This window comes from Lactobacillus sp. UMNPBX15 (assembly GCF_002553785.1).
In the GTDB taxonomy this organism is placed as follows: Bacteria; Bacillota; Bacilli; order Lactobacillales; family Lactobacillaceae; genus Lactobacillus; species Lactobacillus crispatus.
Genome location: NZ_PCYV01000006.1, coordinates 16,175 through 34,102 on the forward strand (window position 1 = coordinate 16,175; position 17,928 = coordinate 34,102).

Genomic DNA, 17,928 nt, shown 5'->3' on the forward strand with positions numbered 1-17,928 from the left:
TTCTTAAGTAGTTACTTACAAATCAAAATGAATTCCTTAAAAGAGCTTCTTTATTATCGTCTAAACAAAGATAATGAAGAATTAATTTTGTTTATAGTTTCCTTACCTGAGGTACTTAATCTGCCTAAAGTATCTCATAATTTTTCTGAACTTTTTCACCGAATTAAAAGCTTATAATTATCTTATTTTTTATATTTTTATAATACTCTTATTTTAATTTCAGATCAAGCAACTTTGCAGAAATGCAAAACTAATTCAATTTCTGCACAAAAAGAGGATATTCCCTAGGAAATATCCTCTTTTTCTTTATTAACTATTAATTAATCTTATTTTTTATCTTCGGCTTTAGTTTTGTCTTCCTTAATTTTTTCTTCAATCTTTGGAGAAATATCGAAGATTGCTTCACCGTTTAAGTACAAGTGCTTGTCATCTGCAGTGAATTCAAGCTTCTTAGTTTCAGGTTTTCTCAGGATCAACTTAGCAGCTGGAGTTTCAAGATTTTGTTCAACTACTCTTCTAAGTGGACGAGCACCGAACTTCTTGTCGTAGCCCTTTTCTGCCAAGAATGCCTTAGCTTCGTCTGAAACTTCTACCGTTACACCCTTCTTAGCAAGAACATGAGACATCTTCTTCAAGTAAATGTTGATGATCTTGCCCATGTCTTGTTCAGTAAGTGAGTTGAATGGAACGATTGCGTCCAAACGGTTCAAGAATTCAGGTCTGAAGTAGTTTTCAAGGGCTGAGATTAACTTGTCTTGGTCAACCTTGCCATCTTCAAGCAACTTGTCTGAGAAGCCGGCGTTTGAAGTCATAATCAAGATAGTATCCTTGAATGAAACAGTTCTACCTTGTGCGTCAGTCAAACGACCGTCATCCATAATTTGCAATAATGCGTTGAAGACTTGTGGGTTAGCTTTTTCAATCTCATCAAATAAAATCAATGAGTATGGTTGGTGACGAACCTTTTCAGTTAATTGACCACCTTCACCGTAGCCAACATAGCCAGGTGCTGAACCGATCAACTTGTTAACTGCCATTTCGTCTTGGTATTCACTCATGTCCAAACGGATTAAGTGTTCCTTGTTACCAAATAATTGAATTGCCAATTGTTTAGCAAGTTCAGTCTTACCAACACCAGTAGGTCCAGTGAGTAAGAATGAACCAGTAGGTCTGTCGCTGTCTTTGAAGATTTGCTTACGAGCAATAGCGTCAGTAATTACATCGATAGCTCTGTCTTGATCAATAACATTCTTCTTAAGTTTCTTAGCTAAGTCCAAGTTCTTTTGAGCTTCATCAGCGTGGAGTTCACTCATTGGGATCTTAGTCTTTTGTTCAATAATTGCGTAGATGTCTTTTTCAGTTACTTCTGGAGTATTCTTAGAATCTACATTCTTAAGTTGTTTCTCAAGTTCAGCAATCTTACTCTTAATTTCTGAAGCCTTGTCGTAATCCTCTGCCTTAGCAGCTTCAGTCTTCTTAGCTTCAAGAGCTGAGATTTGGTTCTTTAAGCTCTTTTCATCAGTTGGTTGTACAAGCAATGCCTTTTTAGCACCAGCTTCATCCATCAAGTCGATAGCCTTGTCTGGTAAGTAACGGCCTTGAATGTATCTTTCTGATAATTCAACAGCTAATTTAAGACTGTCGTCACTGTATTTTACGTGGTGGTAGTCTTCGTACTTCTTCTTTAAGCCTTCCAAAATCTTAACAGCTACATCAGTAGATGGTTCTGGAACTTGAACAGCTTGGAATCTACGTGATAAAGCTGGGTCTTTTTCAATTCTTTGGAATTCACTAGTAGTAGTAGCACCAATTAATTTCAATTGACCACTTGCCAAAGCTGGCTTCAAGATGTTAGCTGCATCCCCATTGTTGTTTTCTGAATCAGTAGAACCAGCACCAACGATGTTGTGAATTTCATCGATGAATAAAACAATGTTAGGATCGCTCTTAGCCTTATCAATAACCTTCTTTAATCTTTCTTCAAAGCTACCACGAAGACTTGAACCAGCAACCATGTCATTAATGTTTACTGAAATGATATGCATGTTAGCCATTTTAGCTGGTACATTGCCTGAAGCAATTCTTTCAGCTAAACCTTCTACAATAGAAGTCTTACCAACACCAGCAGGTCCGATTAAAACAGGATTGTTCTTCTTACGTCTTGAAAGAATTTCAATTACGTTATCGATCTGTTCATCACGACCAATTACTGGGTCAAATTTATTGTTCTTAGCTTCCTCAACTAAGTCAACACCAATTGGCTTTTCATTGGGTTGTTGTGGGTTCTGTTGAATTGTTTGTGGTGCAGCACCCATGCTGCTGGAGTAATTAATTGGAATTGAACCTGAACTGCCTTTGCTATTTCTTCTAGTGCCGAAGTCATCATTAAAGAATGAGCTGTTCAATTCGTTAAATAAGTTATCAAAGTCATTGTCAAAGTATGCCATATGTGCAACACTCCCTATCTCAAATTTACGTCTTTAGCACTCTAGCTTATCGAGTGCTAACTCATTACATTTAATAGTATATCATGTTATCCACAGATTGCAAGCTAAAAAGCAAAAGTTTTCCACATCTTCTTTATTTTTTGTGATTTTTATTAAAAAAGCACCACAAATGCTGTAATATAAACATTTGTAGTGCTTCACAAATTATAAAGAATTTCTTAAGATGGGCAAAAATTGATGATTATTTTGCTTAAAACTGTTGAATTTTAAGGAAGTTTTCCACAGATAAGAATAAGTTTATTACCATAAACTATTTCTGCCTACCTCTATTATTGCCCTTTTGCTTGTCCAGTATTTTGCGGTTCGCTCAACTTTCTCGGCTCAAGCAAATACTGTTTAATTACTTTGATTACCTGCTTATTCTGAGGTAAATCCGAGTGATCCGCTTCTACACCCGTTACTGTCATTGCAGTATAGCTCTTGACTTGATTCTGAAAAATATATTTTCCGGCTGCTACGCTAGCTTCTGGTACAATTCCATCAGACTCATAATTTTTTCCACCAGATAAGGAATAAACAATCAAGTTTTTCGGTAGTTTATCTTTGTTCTTGATAAAGGTTTCTAGCATTTGCGTTTTATGATTAATATTTTTTTCACCAAAATTATATGGCGTTCCTAGCGTCATCAGACGTTTGATTTTAATTTCATCAGAATAGTAACAGTAGTAATGTTCTAACCAATAGGTCCAGATCAAGCCACCGTTAGAATGCCCAAAGGCTTTAAAATTATTAAACTTATAGCTCTCTGATAAGGCATAAAAGGCTTGATCAAACCAGCTGGCTTGCTTCTTAATATTGCTATAACCATCGTGATTATTTTCAAAACCGACAATAATGAAAGGTTCGTTGTCGTTTTTATTGATTTTGCCTGAATATGATAGCGTTCCATTCGTTGAAACTTTAATTTTAAGCACGCTATGCTTAGTCGGTGTGTTCTGATTTAGCTGCTTCACTAATTGGTTAAAACGTTCAGTCGTTGCACTAGAACCTGGAATCATAATTACTGGTGACAAAAGCGATTTGCGTCTTTCAGCTCTAGCGTGGTTATCAGCCTTCATCCAAGAATAACCCGGAACAGCCAAAGCTACTAATAAGACTAAGACGATTGCCAACCATTTAAAATTAGGATTTTGAACTAAATTAATCATTCTTTTCTTCATAATCCTTTAGTCCCCTTTCAAGTCGCAAACCTAATTTCATAGTTGGAATAAACATTATTATATCTAAAATGAATAACAAAATAGAAAATACCAAGTTGCTCCAGTCACCATTGGAACCAAAGAAAGAGACCAAAATTCCTGGTGTCCCACTTAAAACGGGGTAAGCACAAGGTTGAATTAAATGGCAAAAAATTGCTCCAGCGGCTAGTAGAATATTAATAATTGGAATAATCACAATCGCCGGCAGTAACAATGGATTTAAAATAATCGGCATCCCGACCATCATGCCTCCAGTTGAGCCAAAAGCTGCTGGAAGCAGGTTAACCTTGGCAATATTTTCACTATCCTTATTTTTACTATAAATTAGGATAATTACAATCATCGCTAAAACAATACTCGCACCACCCATTTCTGCATAAGGATAAAACAAAGAACTACCCAAATACTTATATGGCACATTCCAAGCACTCCCATGTTTTAAGGCAAAATTTAAGTTAGCTGCTGCTGAAATACTATTAGAAGTAGTTGACAAAGAAGCTAGAGGATAACCTATTCCCATCCAGCTAAGTAAAAAGACTGGGATAGTCAGTAAAGCTATTAACAAAATATTATTTGATTCCTGTATTTGAGTAACTAGGCCTTTAAAAGTACTAGAATTCAAAAATTTGATTTGAAATTCATAAATTATAATCCCCAGAACTATCCCACAAAAAATTGCAAATATTGTCGGGATAAACGCATTCCAGGCTCTTTCCTTAATTCTAGCGGCATGTTCAAAATCGACTGGCTTGTGTTCCTTTCCTAGCCAATGAAAAATTTGCCCTACACCATAGCCAATTAACAAGGCCAGCAAGACAGCATTAATTTTTAAAACACTGGAAGAAAATGGTGAATGATCGCTGGCATTATTAGCTAAATTATTGGCATAAGCACAAAACATGATAACGATGACAGCCGTCATCCCGGCCATGGTTGAATCTTTACGGTATAAACGCGCAGTATAACGTGCCGCAAAATAAGCCGCATAAATACCAAATAAGCCGAAGGTTACCCGAACCATCCCCCGACTGACAAATGCTCCCGCATACCAAAAACGATCTGGCAAAGTGATATCAAAATTAAAAATATTGTAAATAAAACTATCGGGCGAAAAAAAGGCATCTCTGAACAACTTAAAATATGCCCCAATTACCGCGATCGGCATCAGCATAACCAACGTTCGCTGAAAAATTCTAAAGATTGCCAATCTTCTTAGTTTAAGAAAGATATTTGTGATTCTGTTTACCATGGTATTTCCTTTACCTATTTATTATAAATATGATTGAATAAAGTTAATTAAAACAATTATTAATTATACATCTATACTAGAAAGCTGATTATGATGGCTTACATTAACTTAAAAAATAATACTAAAATTTACCAATCTGGTGACACAACCATCTATGCCAATAAGAACATTACTTTTTCTATCGATAAAGGCGAACTAGTCATTATTCTCGGCTCATCAGGAGCTGGAAAATCTACTTTGCTTAATATTTTAGGCGGAATGGAGCCAAATACAAGTGGCGATGTAATTGTAGCGGGAAAAATATTGCAAAATATAACGCTAAAGAATTAACTACCTATCGGCGCAACGACGTTGGCTTTGTTTTTCAATTTTATAATTTGATTCCCAACTTAACAGCAAAAGAAAACGTTGAATTAGCTGCTCAAATTGTCCCTGATGCGATGAGCGCCGATGATGCCTTGCAGTATGTTGACCTAGGGCGACGAGAAAACAATTTTCCCGCTCAACTATCAGGCGGTGAGCAGCAACGTGTGGCAATTGCCCGAGCCATCGCTAAAAAGCCAGCCTTACTTTTGTGCGATGAACCAACCGGTGCCCTTGACTATAAAACAGGCAAACGAATTTTAAAAATTTTGCAAAATATGAGCCGGCAAAATGGCTCGACGGTCTTGATTGTAACTCATAACGCCGCTATTGCCCCAATTGCTGATAAGGTCATCCGTATTCACGATGGAAGTATTCAAAAAGTCCAGCATAATCTACATCCCGCTGACATCAGTACAATTGAATGGTAGGTGGGCGACATGCAAAAAACTATTCTATGGAAAGATGCTTGGCAAGCAATCATTCATTCACTTGGCCGTTATATCGCCATTATTCTATTAATTGCACTGGGGACTTTTGCCTTTACAGGTTTAAAAATGGCTGGTCCTGATATGCGAGCAACAGGAGCAGACTTTTTTGCTAAACATAACCTAGCTGACGTCACCGTCACTTCAAACTATGGCATTAATTCAACTGATCGCCTTACTATTCAGAATTTACCGGAAGTAAAAGAAGCTACCTTCGGCTATTTTCAAGATGTTAAAATTAAAAATCAACCTGATACGCTCCGCATCTTTTCTCAATCAGATAATCTTTCAAGTTATGAATTGATTAAAGGTCATTTTCCTAAGAATAAAACAGAGATTGCACTGTCATATTTATTGCAGAAAAAATATCGCTTGGGGCAAAACATTACTTTTAATAAACCTGGCATTTTAAAAAATAAGACTTACAAGATTGTTGGCTTCGTCAAAACTAGTGAGTTCTTAGATAAAAATCAAATCGGTCAAACCAACATTGGCAGTGGCCATTTAACTGGAATTGCGGTTGCTAATCATAACGCCTTCGCCGCACCAGTTTATCAAATTGCCCGAATCATTTTCAAAAATACCGCCAATTTAAGTCCCTTTAGCATAGCTTACCGCAACCGTGTTTATAACGATCAAACCAAATTGCAAACTGCTTTAAACCAAAATCGAGCCGACAAATATGACAAATATCGGGCCATGTATCAAAAGCAATATCGGCAAGCTACAGCTAAACAATTACTTAAACGTGGCATCGTAGTTAACCCGGCGCAAATTAAAGTACGACAAAACAAGCTTAAAATTGCTTATCCTAACTACGTAATCAACAGCCGTGAAGAAAGTCAGGGTTATGCTTCTTATCGAGCAGATTCTGAACGAGTTGAAGTTTTGGCTAATGTCTTTCCTGTTTTCTTGTTTGCTGTAGCGGCTTTGGTCAGCTTAACTACAATGATGCGTTTTGTTGAAGAAGAACGGACTAATATTGGTACGCTAAAAGCACTAGGCTATGGTAATGGAGCAATTGCCATTAAGTTCTTGCTCTATAGCACCTCAGCTGCAATTTTAGGTGTTATTCTGGGGGCTAGCTTAGGTTACACCTTTTTGCCTAACTTAATCATCAAGGCCTATTTAGCTAGCTCAACCTTAGGAACTGATTACCAGCTGAATTTTGCTTGGGGACCACTATTAATTTCATTGACGATTGCACTACTTGCAACAACCGTCGTTTCAATGATTACTTTAGCTCAAACTCTGCGTGAACAGCCTTCAGCTTTACTTTTACCTAAACCACCTAAAAATGGTTCACGTATTTTACTAGAATATATTCCATTTTTATGGAAGCACATGAGCTTTTCAGCTAAAGTAACAGCCCGCAATATTTTCCGTTATAAGAGCAGAATGCTGATGACCATCCTAGGCGTTGCTGGTTGTACTGGATTACTAGTAATGGGATTTGGTATTCGTGATTCACTACACGGAATTGGCAATATTCAATATTCTGAAGTACAAAAAAATGATGTCATCGCTTTGAAAAATCGCCATGTTAACACGACTGAGCGACAAAAATTAAACAAAATTTTTACCAGCCATGATGTTACGCAAACTACTGCTGTACAATATCAACAATTGACTAAACACCTTGATAGCACTGGAGCAACTGAAAATGTAATGCTAATTGCGCCACAATCAACTAAAAACTTTAGCAAATCTATCAATTTGCAAGAACGTCAAAGCAAGAAAAAACTTGTTTTGTCAAATAATGGTGTAGTCATTTCAGAAAAATTAGCTACTATCTTGCACGCTCATAAAGGTTCAACAATTTCCTTAAAAAATGAACATGGGAAACTACTTAAGTTCAAAGTTAGTGGAATCTGCGAAATGTATCTCGGTCACTATATCTTTATGAGCCCAGCTGAATATGCCAAAGCAACTGGCAAAAAATTTACTACTAATGCTTATTTAGTAACCATGGCCAAACATTCCCCAGGAAATATCAGCCATATTAGTCAAAAAATGATCAAAACAGGCGCAATCGAAACAGTTGTCTCAACTTCATCAAATAGAAAATTGCTGAGCAGTTTCACTGGTAGTCTAAATGAAGTCATTCTAATCCTAATTTTAATTTCAGGGATGTTGGCCTTAGTAGTCATCTATAACTTAACTAATATCAATGTCGCTGAAAGAATTCGCGAATTATCGACTATCAAAGTGCTAGGATTTTACGATAATGAAACAACGATGTACATTTATCGCGAAACAATCATCTTATCGGCACTAGGAATTATCGTAGGCTTTGGCTTTGGGTGGTGGCTACACCACTTTATTATCACTAGTTTGCCACCAGATGTCGCGATGTTCGATCCGAATATGTACCCGTTGAACTTCGTCTTCTCTGCGCTAATTCCCGCTATTATCACCGCTATTTTAGCAATTGTTGTCCATCACAAGATCAAGCGAATCAACATGCTAGATGCCTTGTCCTCCATTGATTAAGCGCTGTTATGCTATAATAATCACTATAGAAAAGGGTGGAAAAAACATGCCAAGAAAGCACTTTGAATTAAACAGTGATGTTAATAAATTAATCGAAAAATATGATGAAATTAATAATGTTGATTTCAATAAGTTAGTTAACAAGGCCTTAAGATTCTACCTTGTTAATCAAATGAACTACAAAGATGTTCAAGACGCCCTGAATAAAGCTGATAACGAAGCTTCTAAGTATATTGATGAAGCAATGCGTTCCAGCATGGGTGATATTAATCGAAATTATTAGAACATAACTAATCATGGAAAAAGCCATCTGTTTTGACAGCAGGTGGCTTTTAGTATTCATTACAAGATAATTTATTATAAAAACAACTAATTGATAATTTCTTTACTCAAAATGCTTATACCGATAATATCGATAACCTATCTTTTTACCAAAAATCGTCTCCGAAGTTTTCATCCAATTAGCCAGCAAAACATAAATGCCTAAAAAGACTAAACCGAAGATTGCTAAATAACCAAAACTACCAACACGGCCTAAGTCGTTGAAACGATAGCCAAATAAAATTTGGTAAACAAAGAGCTGGATAATGTAAATCTCGTTTGAAACAATGATCGGCAACAAACTCCCCATCTTAACGCCATATGTCTTATTAAGCTTGTGATAACTGAGCCAAATTACCAGTAAGAACGAAATATCAGTTGAAAGAATTGCACCATCCGCATTCATGAACATAGTCATCGGTACTTGCAAAATTATTTTTACTAAGACACCTTCAACCATATAGATCACAGCCAGTTTGTTCATGTTCAAAGCTAAAAGCAGTGTTAATGAATTCATCACCAAACCAGCAAACAAACTTTGAACAATATTTTCAACCAAATAATACGCACCTAAACTATCGTGTGAGAACAAGACCGTATAAATTGGAGAAGCCGCAAAAGCACCAAGTGCAACAACCGGAAGCAAGACAAATAATAGTAGTCTATAGTTCTCTAAAAGCAGCTGTCTAATGCTTTCTTGACTATCATTAGCCTTATACTTAAGCCCTGCTAAAAGCGGCAGACTAGTCTCAGAAACGGCTGTCGCAAGTGAAATAATCACCGTGGTAATCTTGCTTGGATTAGCCGAGAAAATTGTGTACAAGTAACTAACATAGCTTTTACTCATATGACTGAAGTTAATCAGGATTTGTTTAAACAAAAGTTGATCAACTAATTGCGTAACAGTAATGAACGATCCCAGCAAAACAAACGGAATTGAGGCATACCATAAGTTAAGCAAACTACGAGAAACATTATTAAGTGCTCTGGGCTCGCTATTTTCAATTAATTCTCGGTAATGTCCCCACTGCTTGCGCATATATGCAAAAAGATACAGGTAACTAGCTATAGCACCAACACAGGCGCCAAACACACTGAAATAAACCGCCGTTACGTAATCATGATGGAAGACTTCAATAATCAACAAAGTAGCCAGCAAAATAAACAAAATTCGAGCAAATTGTTCCCATAATTGGGAAATCCCATATGGCTTCATATCATTATTTCCCTGAAACCAGCCTCGAACCATACTCATTGATGGCAGAATTACTACGGCTGGCACTAATACTCGAATAGAAATTGTTGCACTAGCCACTGAATCCACTGGACTATTTTTGGCAATCATTGGTGCCGTCACATAAAGCAAAATACCACACGCTATTCCCATGACCAGCATAATAGCGAAGCCTAATTTGGTAATGTACAAACTGTCTTTATATCTATTTTGCGAATTTAATTGCGATACTTCCCGGGCAATAACTGAAGGAAGTCCTGCCGTCCCAATTGATAAAAACAGCGCATACGGCGTATATGACGAATTGAACAGCGCCTGTGCGTTTAATTGGTTGTGGTAGCTTCCCAGCATAATTAGCCAAGGAATCAAATAAACAACCCCGAGAATTCTAGATACAATGCTACCAAACGATAGCCAAAATGAACCGGATAGGATTTTTTTATTCAATAGAATAGCCTCAAATCTACGTTAGTTTCTCATTGTGCCTTCTTATTATACGTGGATTTTATAACTTTGTGGGAAATATGTACCAACTAGTTACCCTTTTTTAACAAATTTTTCGGCTCTAATAATACAAATCAGTTACATTATTTACTATATTGTTACCCAGCCTTTAATTTTACGTTAGACCCCTTGACCTAACCTTCTTTAATTATTATCCTTAAAATGTTTCTGTTAAAGGTCATAATTAGACAAAAATAATAATGTATTAAGAATATTCATCGGGGGAATTAAGTTGTCATTCAAGAAAAAGATTATCACTAAATTAGCTTATGTTGCTATGCTTTCAACTACTGGCGTTGCCGCAGCTGCAATCGTGCAACCACAAGCACATGTCCAAGCTTCTACCACTTCAGTTGCTGCTCGCTCACTCGGAATCGATGTTGCTAGTTACCAAAGTGCTGATCTTTCAGCTCACGCTAAAAGCGGTGCTAAGTTTGCTGTTGTTAAAGTAAGTGAAGGTACCAGCTACAGAAATCCTAAGGCTAGTGCTCAAATCGCTAGTGCCCGCGCTAAGAATATGATGCCAATGGGCTACCACTTTGCTACATTTTCTGCTAATAGCGCTGCTGCTAAAAATGAAGCCAACTACGCAATCGCATCAGCTAAGGCTGTTGGTCTTGGTGCTGGCTCATACCTTGCATGTGACTATGAGTCAGGTGACGGCAACAATATCTATGGTGGTAAGAATCCTACTGCTAATGCAATTAATGCCTTCATGAGCAAGGTTAAAGCTGCTGGTTACAAGCCACTTCTTTACGCTAGTTCATCAGTTTTAAGAAACAACATTAACACTAACTCTGTTGTTAACAAATTCCCTAACTCATTATGGGTTGCTGCATACGCTGTTTCAGGTCGAGTAGACAATCCTAACTTTGACTACTTCCCATCAATGAAGGGTGTTTCAATTTGGCAATTTACTGACAACTGGCGTGGTCTTAACGTTGACGGTAACATTAACGTTTTACCTCTTACTTCATCAGGTAGCGCTGTTTCTCAAGCACCTAAGAAGGCTCGCGTATTAAAGAAGAAGGCTCATGTATACAACAAGGCTGGTCACCGTACAGGCAAGACTATTAAGAAGGGCACTTCTATCACTACCCATGGCAAGAAGAAAACTATCAATGGTAAGAAATACTACAAGATTGCCAAGAATCAATACATTAGATCAGCTAACCTTTACTAAAAAGGCAAAATAAGTCATCAAAAAATGCACCAGGTAGAAATTACCTGATGCATTTTATTTTATCCAATTTTTTACTTGGCGAATTGTTCACCAGCTAAGTTACGGTAGAAGTTAGCCTTAGCTTGACGGTAATATGGGTTAACCCACAATAAACCGATCCCGCAGGAAATAATACCAAGTAGCCACCAGCCGATGAAACTTAAATCAAAAATAAACAAGTCCATCTTATGGCCATCCATCAACTTACGGCTGGCACTGATAGCTTCTGTGGCAGTCGGCTCATGACCACTATCTAGCATGTCACGCAAGATATATGGTGTCATTGCATATGAATAAGCCTTGATCAGCCCTGGAATAATCAGTAACCAAGTCCACAAAATAAGAAAAATTTCATACAAAATATAAGTTAAAAAGTTACTCTTAAAGTTTCTGGTAAATGGACTAAAGATACCTGAAAGAACATTTTCCTTAGTACCACTATCTCTAAAATGCAAGATAGTATAAATTACACCCCATGTGATTAAACCAATTGCAACTGAAACTACCAAAGTAATCAGCCATGCAAAAGGATTAACTCTTACTTTGTCTAGGTACATCAATTCAGCATTGTTACCGAAGCGGCGGACAATACCGTACACGATATCTTCGCCCTTTTCAAAAAAGTTTTCGATATCGGTCAAAATATAAACGATTAGCCAGCCAACAAATGACAGCAAAACTGCCCAGCCCCAGTTACCACGTAACTGGTCTCTAGCTTGTTCTTTTAATTCTTTTCTTGTAGTAGCCATTTTCTCTCCTCCTCACTTTTCTAATCATGAGTATTGTCGCCTAAAATCAGGGCAGAATCAATTAAAAGGACATCAAAAAAGCCTAATTCCACCAACATCGGAACTAGGCTCACACAGTGTTGACCGCCACTCTGACCACATATAGAAGATAACATTTTCGCTACCGGAGAAAATGACTACTAATAGCGACGGTACATGATAGATTTTAGCATTCAACTACCTAAAAAACAAGCAAAAAGACGGGTTGAATTAGCGGAATGGATACCAAAATTTACGGATAAAAAAGACGAGGTCTAAACCTCGTCTTCTTCATTACTAAAATTCAAGCATCATCGTCATTGCACGATTGATCTTCTTTTTAATCTTTTTAAACTCACCAGAAGCAGTATGATTATCCTGCAAAATGATCATGTTCTGGCCATCTTTAGTTGCCCGCATAAAGGTATAATACCCTTCACCAGCACCATTAGCAGCTTTATAATGCTTAAGATTATAAAGCCCGCCATTGTAGTAGCTAGGAGCTTGACCTTTGAATAGGACCTTTCTACTCTTGTTACTCAATATCTTGCCAGTCAGAATATACTGCATGGTCTTAGCTAAATCTGCGTTAGACATTACGATTGAACCAGCACCCAGCTCATTGTGAGCATCCTTAACGGCTTTAGCATGGTTCACTTTGACATATTCACCCTCACGCATTTCATAGCCTGGTACCCAATGACTAGCCAATAACTTAGCCTTGTCTGACCACAAGAACTCACTATGGGTTAGATTCAGTGGCTTGATATATATGTCATGGAACAATTGCTCGTATGACTTTTTCTCAAGCTTGGACAAGATTCCACAAAGGAAAATATAGTTTACTGAAGTATAGTGCCACTTACCTAATTTGCTAGCATCAAACACAGTATATTGTGCATCATGCTTGATATTCTCTTCATCAGAGATAAACTCAGGCGTACCTAATTGTTGACCAGCTTTCAAATCCAGCCCTGATGTCATATCAATTAAGTTGCTAATCTTGACTGAACTAGCACCATCTACATTTGGGTAGAATTTTGAAAGTTTATCGCTAAGCTTCAACTTTCCTTTCTCTACCTCATGCATCACCATTGCAGCTGTCATTGACTTTTGAACTGAATTGATCAAATAGCTAGTGTCAGGTTTATTGTCCGTCGCATAATTAAGCAAAACTTTGCCATGATTTATTACTAAAACTGAGCCTTTAACGCCCACATGGTCAATAGCCTGGCGCACTATTCCGCTTTTAAACGGTCTTTATTGCTTAAATCAACTCGCTTAACGTTATCCTTGTTTTGCCACTTCTTGGAGTAGAAGTAGTTAGACATATCATAGTCATAACGCTTATTAGGTTCCTTCATGAATGGACGAACAGCTTGATCAACTGCAACCCAGCCTTTCCAGCCTAGGTGAATAGTATCTTGCATAAAGTACTTTTCATTGCCTCGTCTTGAAAGATCTGCAATATTTTCAAAGCCTTGACTGGTTAACTGGTGTTCCATCTTGGCAACTGATTCTTGGTACATCTTGTTGGACAAACCAGTGTACTTCATCCACTTACCATTAATTGGTGGAATAATGAACAAAACATTGGTATGTTGCTTAGCGAATTGTTCCAACATCAATTGGAAGTCACCATATTCAACTGAGTGTACATAGTCAAAGTTGCGTTGACTACCCTTCAAACGCTTTAAGACCTTCTTTGGCAAACGGGTCCGATAGAAGGTGTTGTCAATTCCCAAGTTATTTGAAGTAGTATGTGCTGCAGCTTGTTCCTCAGCTACTTTATTTAAAGCAGCTACGGAATATGCCCCAGGTAATACTTTAGCCTTCTTTTGGATCTTATTTACACGGTCACGTAGTTGGAATGAGCTGAAGAAATTATCTTCGTTACGCAACATTCGACGACGGTTTTGTAAATAAAATTTTTGGAAGCTAGTCAACTTCTTGCCTTGAGCAATTTGCTTCAGACTATTCTTGATTTCACCTTTTACATCTGGCATTTCCAACAGACGTTTAGCTGCATAACGATCAGTTTTATTATTTTTCGCACTGAGCAAGAAATTACATGCTTGCAATGGTGAATAATACAATGCAAAGGCATTAGGATCTTGACCCCGCTTAGTAAACCATTGTGGTGAAATGATCACAACAGCCTTCTTGTTTCTAAGCTGCTTAGCTGTTCCTTGCATCCCCAAGAACTGAGCCAAAGATTGACTACCCGGTCCACCTAATAAGAATGGACGGTAGTTTCTATGATACTTTTCCGCAATTACACTAGGGTGAAGTGGGTCGAATCTTGACAACTCACTTGAACCATAGAATGGCACGTAGCCATCTTCAAAAGCTTCCTGCTTCATTGTGCTGCCCTTGAAGACAGTTGTGTTTTGTGAAGCTGCAGCCTCGTAAATCGTTTGCTTAGAAAAAGTTCTTTCCCAAGGAATAAGGAAAACAACTAACAAAAGGATAAAAGCGCAAAGAACTGGGCCAAAGATTTGCCACAGCCGGCGTTTATTACTCATTTTCTAAGCTGTCCACCTTTGCCACAATCTTGTTTGGAGTATCCCATTCAGCACGCTTGAATTCTGAAACGGGAACATCAATATCAAACTTTTCTTGTAAGCTCAAAAGCATTTGTACACTTGCCATTGAGTCCATCAAACCATTGTCAAAGATGTTTTCATCCATTTGATCTGATAAATCTTCACCAGTTAAATCGTTTAAAATGTCTAATACGCCTTGTTTAGTGTCCATAATTAATACCTCTATTCAACACAAATACTTAATTAATATCATTCCATATTATATAAGCTTATTTCCAACCGAACCATAGTTGACTAAGAAATCCTGAGAAAATCAAGAAACTGAAGCAAACTACGTTAAAGGTTAAGAAAATGGCGAACCATTCAGTAAACTTGTTAGATGGAATTTGCTTCTTATGCTTTCCCTTAAATCTAAGCCACATATCGTTGATACAAATAGCTGAAGCGTGGAAGATACCATAAACAATATAATACCACGTTAAGCCGTGCCAGAAACCCTGGATTAAGAACAACAGGAAGTAAGAAACTTGTGACAATCTAATTCGATTCTTAAACAATTTTTTCTTCATTGCAAAGAAAGAGAATCGCATATAGATGTAGTCACGGAACCAGAATGACAAAGTCATATGCCAACGATTCCAGAAATCTTTAATGTTCTTAGAAATAAATGGCTTATTGAAGTTCATTGGGGTATGAATACCCATGAAGTATGAAATTGATACGGCAAATAATGAATAACCTGCAAAGTCAAAGAACAAGTACATGCTGTAACAATACATGTAAGCAAGTACCCACCATGAAAGCTTCAAACCACCGTTTGCATTCCCAACGACTAAAGCAGCGGCACTGATCTTTGGTAACCAATAAGTACCAAAGAACCAGCCAATAATGAATTTATATAAAAAGCCTTGGAACAAGTATCTAACCGCATATTGCAGATCAGTAATATATGCATCACGTGTAGGTACCTTATCATAATCTTTTTTAAATCTACGGTAACGGTCAATAGGACCTGAAGAAATAGTTGGGAAGAAGAGTAAGAACCTTGCATAAGTAATCGGATCTACCTTCTTAATTGCCCCATCACGCATTTCCATAATAACTTGTACTGTCTTAAAGGTTACGTATGAGATTCCCAAGAAACCAATGACAAAGCCAATTGAGTTATCAGGAAAAGCGGTCAAATATTTAACTGCGGCTAATGGAATAATTGCCAAAATCACAGCCAAACTAAAGATCCAAGTCTTATTTTTACCGTGGTGACGATAATACTGATAAGCAAAGGTTAAGGCAAATTCATAAACCAGCCAGATTAATAAGTTAACCCCTTGCTCCCAGTGATCACCATCAAAAATCAAGAACAAGAAAACAATTGAAAAAATTGCTTCATATGTCTTGAGCCGATGACCGTAATATAGCCCAATGATAATTGGAATTAATGCGATCATCAAATAGATGAAATATTGCGGATTAGAATAAGGCTGTAAGTTAATGAAATTAAAATTCACTACTTATTAACCTCCTTAATTACCGCCTTAATATCTACCTTACCATTTTGAGAAATTGGCAATTTATCTTGGTAAACAAAACGTTGTGGAATCATGTAAGGCATTATATTCTTAGCTAAGTCTTCACGAATCATCTTAGTTAAAGCAGCGTCAGAATATTGACGACGAACGCCTTCTTTTAATTCGATTTCGGCAACGATCTGCTTAACGGTATGATCCTTATTGTACTTAGGAGCCGCAACGCCATAACGGACAAACTTGTTCTTAGTTAAGTAGAAATTGATTTCTTCAAGCTCGATTCTGTAGCCGTTGAACTTGATTTGGAAGTCAATTCGACCGCGGTAAAATAGCATATCGCCATCAAAGAAACCAGCATCCCCACTCCGGTAGCTACGATACTCAGCACCATCTTCATGGAAAAAGGCAGCTTCCGTTTTTTCAGGATTGTTCATATATCCTTTAGAAACACTAGGACCACTAATGATAATTTCACCTTCGCCAGGCTTATCACCCTTAGAAGTATCAATTGTAATCTTAGTGTCTTCTTTAACCTTACCGATTGGCAAACGGTCATACTTTTTAAGAACTTCATCAGTAATTTCAACTTGAGTAACAGCAACTGTTGTTTCAGTTGGACCATAGGTGTTGAAAATATGACTATCTGGGAACTTCTTCTTAAGCATCTCAGCTTCACTGTGTGGCAATTCTTCACCACAGAACAAGAAATGACTTAAGTCTGGATGGTGTTCTGCATCAAAAGTCTTGTCCAAGAAGCACATCTGTGCAAATGACGGAGTTGATACCCAAACATTGAACTGCATCTTTGGCAAAGTTTGGAATAATTTACCAAAGTTTTGAGTAACATCATGAGGCAAAACTACCAACTTACCAGCAGAAACAAGTGCTGGATAAAGACTCATTACTGACAAATCAAATGAGTAAGGTGCTTGTGCCAAGAAACTTGGATGTTCTGGCAAATTAAAGTCTGACAACTCCCAGTTAACGAAACTAAGCAAATTGTCGTGACTAATTTGTACACCCTTAGGCTTACCAGTGGTACCTGATGTAAAGATAATGTAGTAGTTGTCATCACCTTCAACGAAGTTCTTCTCGTCAACTTTAAAATTGCCGTCTTCAACTTCGCTAGCCTTAAGAACCTTAACATCAGTTAAATCAACTTCTGGTAACGGATCAATTTCCAAAACTAGTGGTGACTTAGAAACGTCTTGAATCATCGTTAAACGTTCTGCATTAGAATAGCTAGCAATTGGAATATAAGCGTGACCTGACTTAACACAACCAAGAAAACTAGCAATCATTTCAAAAGTTTGTCCGCCCCAAATCATAATTGGAGCATGCTCTGGAATATCTAAGCTAGCAATTTTATGTGCCCACGCATTTGAACGCTTTTTAAGGTCACCATATGTATTAGTTTCACCGAGATAGTCGTAAACAACACGATCTGGTTCGTTTGCGGCGATCTCATCAATTTTCTTAATAACATCTTGAATCATGTGATAGCACCTA

At 37.4% G+C, this 17,928-nt stretch carries 13 protein-coding genes and 1 pseudogene; 4 read left to right on the top strand and 10 right to left on the bottom strand.

Annotated features, from left to right (window positions below):
- Window positions 1–326 precede the first annotated feature (326 nt).
- From CP366_RS02840 to CP366_RS02850, 3 genes are all read right to left on the bottom strand, one after another.
- Window positions 327–2,447 (bottom strand): ATP-dependent Clp protease ATP-binding subunit, encoded by a 2,121-nt coding sequence (locus CP366_RS02840; protein ID WP_089147888.1) that lies wholly within the window; start codon window positions 2,445–2,447, stop codon window positions 327–329.
- A 329-nt stretch (window positions 2,448–2,776) separates the two neighbouring features.
- Window positions 2,777–3,667 (bottom strand): alpha/beta hydrolase, encoded by an 891-nt coding sequence (locus tag CP366_RS02845; protein WP_057726678.1) that lies wholly within the window; start codon window positions 3,665–3,667, stop codon window positions 2,777–2,779.
- Window positions 3,648–4,955, bottom strand: coding sequence for a PTS sugar transporter subunit IIC (locus CP366_RS02850; RefSeq protein ID WP_089143215.1), 1,308 nt, complete (start codon window positions 4,953–4,955; stop codon window positions 3,648–3,650). Before CP366_RS02850 ends, CP366_RS02845 begins: the two co-directional genes overlap by 20 nt.
- Before the next feature lie 93 nt (window positions 4,956–5,048).
- Here CP366_RS02850 and CP366_RS02855 point away from each other — a divergent pair.
- From CP366_RS02855 to CP366_RS02865, 3 genes and pseudogenes are all read left to right on the top strand, one after another.
- Window positions 5,049–5,749: pseudogene (locus CP366_RS02855) on the top strand (ABC transporter ATP-binding protein).
- A 9-nt stretch (window positions 5,750–5,758) separates the two neighbouring features.
- The gene (locus CP366_RS02860; protein WP_180707117.1) at window positions 5,759–8,299 is read left to right on the top strand and encodes an ABC transporter permease; all 2,541 of its coding nucleotides are present in this window, start codon (window positions 5,759–5,761) and stop codon (window positions 8,297–8,299) included.
- Between the two features lie 46 nt (window positions 8,300–8,345).
- Window positions 8,346–8,582 (top strand): hypothetical protein, encoded by a 237-nt coding sequence (locus CP366_RS02865; protein ID WP_005721863.1) that lies wholly within the window; start codon window positions 8,346–8,348, stop codon window positions 8,580–8,582.
- 102 nt (window positions 8,583–8,684) lie between these two features.
- On the opposite strand, the gene CP366_RS02870 is transcribed toward CP366_RS02865, so the two are convergent.
- Window positions 8,685–10,301 carry a polysaccharide biosynthesis protein gene (locus tag CP366_RS02870; protein ID WP_089147890.1) on the bottom strand — a complete coding sequence of 539 codons (1,617 nt, stop codon included), beginning with the start codon at window positions 10,299–10,301 and terminating at the stop codon, window positions 8,685–8,687.
- A 289-nt stretch (window positions 10,302–10,590) separates the two neighbouring features.
- Here CP366_RS02870 and CP366_RS02875 point away from each other — a divergent pair, with 289 nt between their 5' ends.
- Complete coding sequence (locus tag CP366_RS02875; RefSeq protein WP_005719986.1) at window positions 10,591–11,541, top strand: GH25 family lysozyme; 951 nt, start codon at window positions 10,591–10,593, stop codon at window positions 11,539–11,541.
- 71 nt (window positions 11,542–11,612) lie between these two features.
- Here CP366_RS02875 and CP366_RS02880 read toward each other — a convergent pair whose 3' ends face one another.
- The 6 genes from CP366_RS02880 to dltA form a co-directional block, all read right to left on the bottom strand.
- A complete protein-coding gene (locus CP366_RS02880) occupies window positions 11,613–12,329 on the bottom strand; it encodes a DUF975 family protein (RefSeq protein ID WP_060464163.1) in 717 nt (238 codons plus the stop codon).
- A 315-nt stretch (window positions 12,330–12,644) separates the two neighbouring features.
- Entirely contained in the window at window positions 12,645–13,586 is a 942-nt protein-coding gene (locus tag CP366_RS02885; RefSeq protein ID WP_089143211.1) for a serine hydrolase, read from the bottom strand.
- Window positions 13,586–14,872, bottom strand: coding sequence for a D-alanyl-lipoteichoic acid biosynthesis protein DltD (gene dltD, locus CP366_RS02890; protein ID WP_089145286.1), 1,287 nt, complete (start codon window positions 14,870–14,872; stop codon window positions 13,586–13,588). Before dltD ends, CP366_RS02885 begins: the two co-directional genes overlap by 1 nt.
- A complete protein-coding gene (dltC, locus tag CP366_RS02895) occupies window positions 14,865–15,104 on the bottom strand; it encodes a D-alanine--poly(phosphoribitol) ligase subunit DltC (RefSeq protein WP_089143209.1) in 240 nt (79 codons plus the stop codon). Before dltC ends, dltD begins: the two co-directional genes overlap by 8 nt.
- Window positions 15,105–15,162: 58 nt before the next feature.
- Complete coding sequence (dltB, locus tag CP366_RS02900) at window positions 15,163–16,401, bottom strand: D-alanyl-lipoteichoic acid biosynthesis protein DltB (RefSeq protein ID WP_089147891.1); 1,239 nt, start codon at window positions 16,399–16,401, stop codon at window positions 15,163–15,165.
- Window positions 16,401–17,915 (bottom strand): D-alanine--poly(phosphoribitol) ligase subunit DltA, encoded by a 1,515-nt coding sequence (dltA, locus tag CP366_RS02905; protein WP_089147892.1) that lies wholly within the window; start codon window positions 17,913–17,915, stop codon window positions 16,401–16,403. Before dltA ends, dltB begins: the two co-directional genes overlap by 1 nt.
- Between the last annotated feature and the right edge of the window lie 13 nt (window positions 17,916–17,928).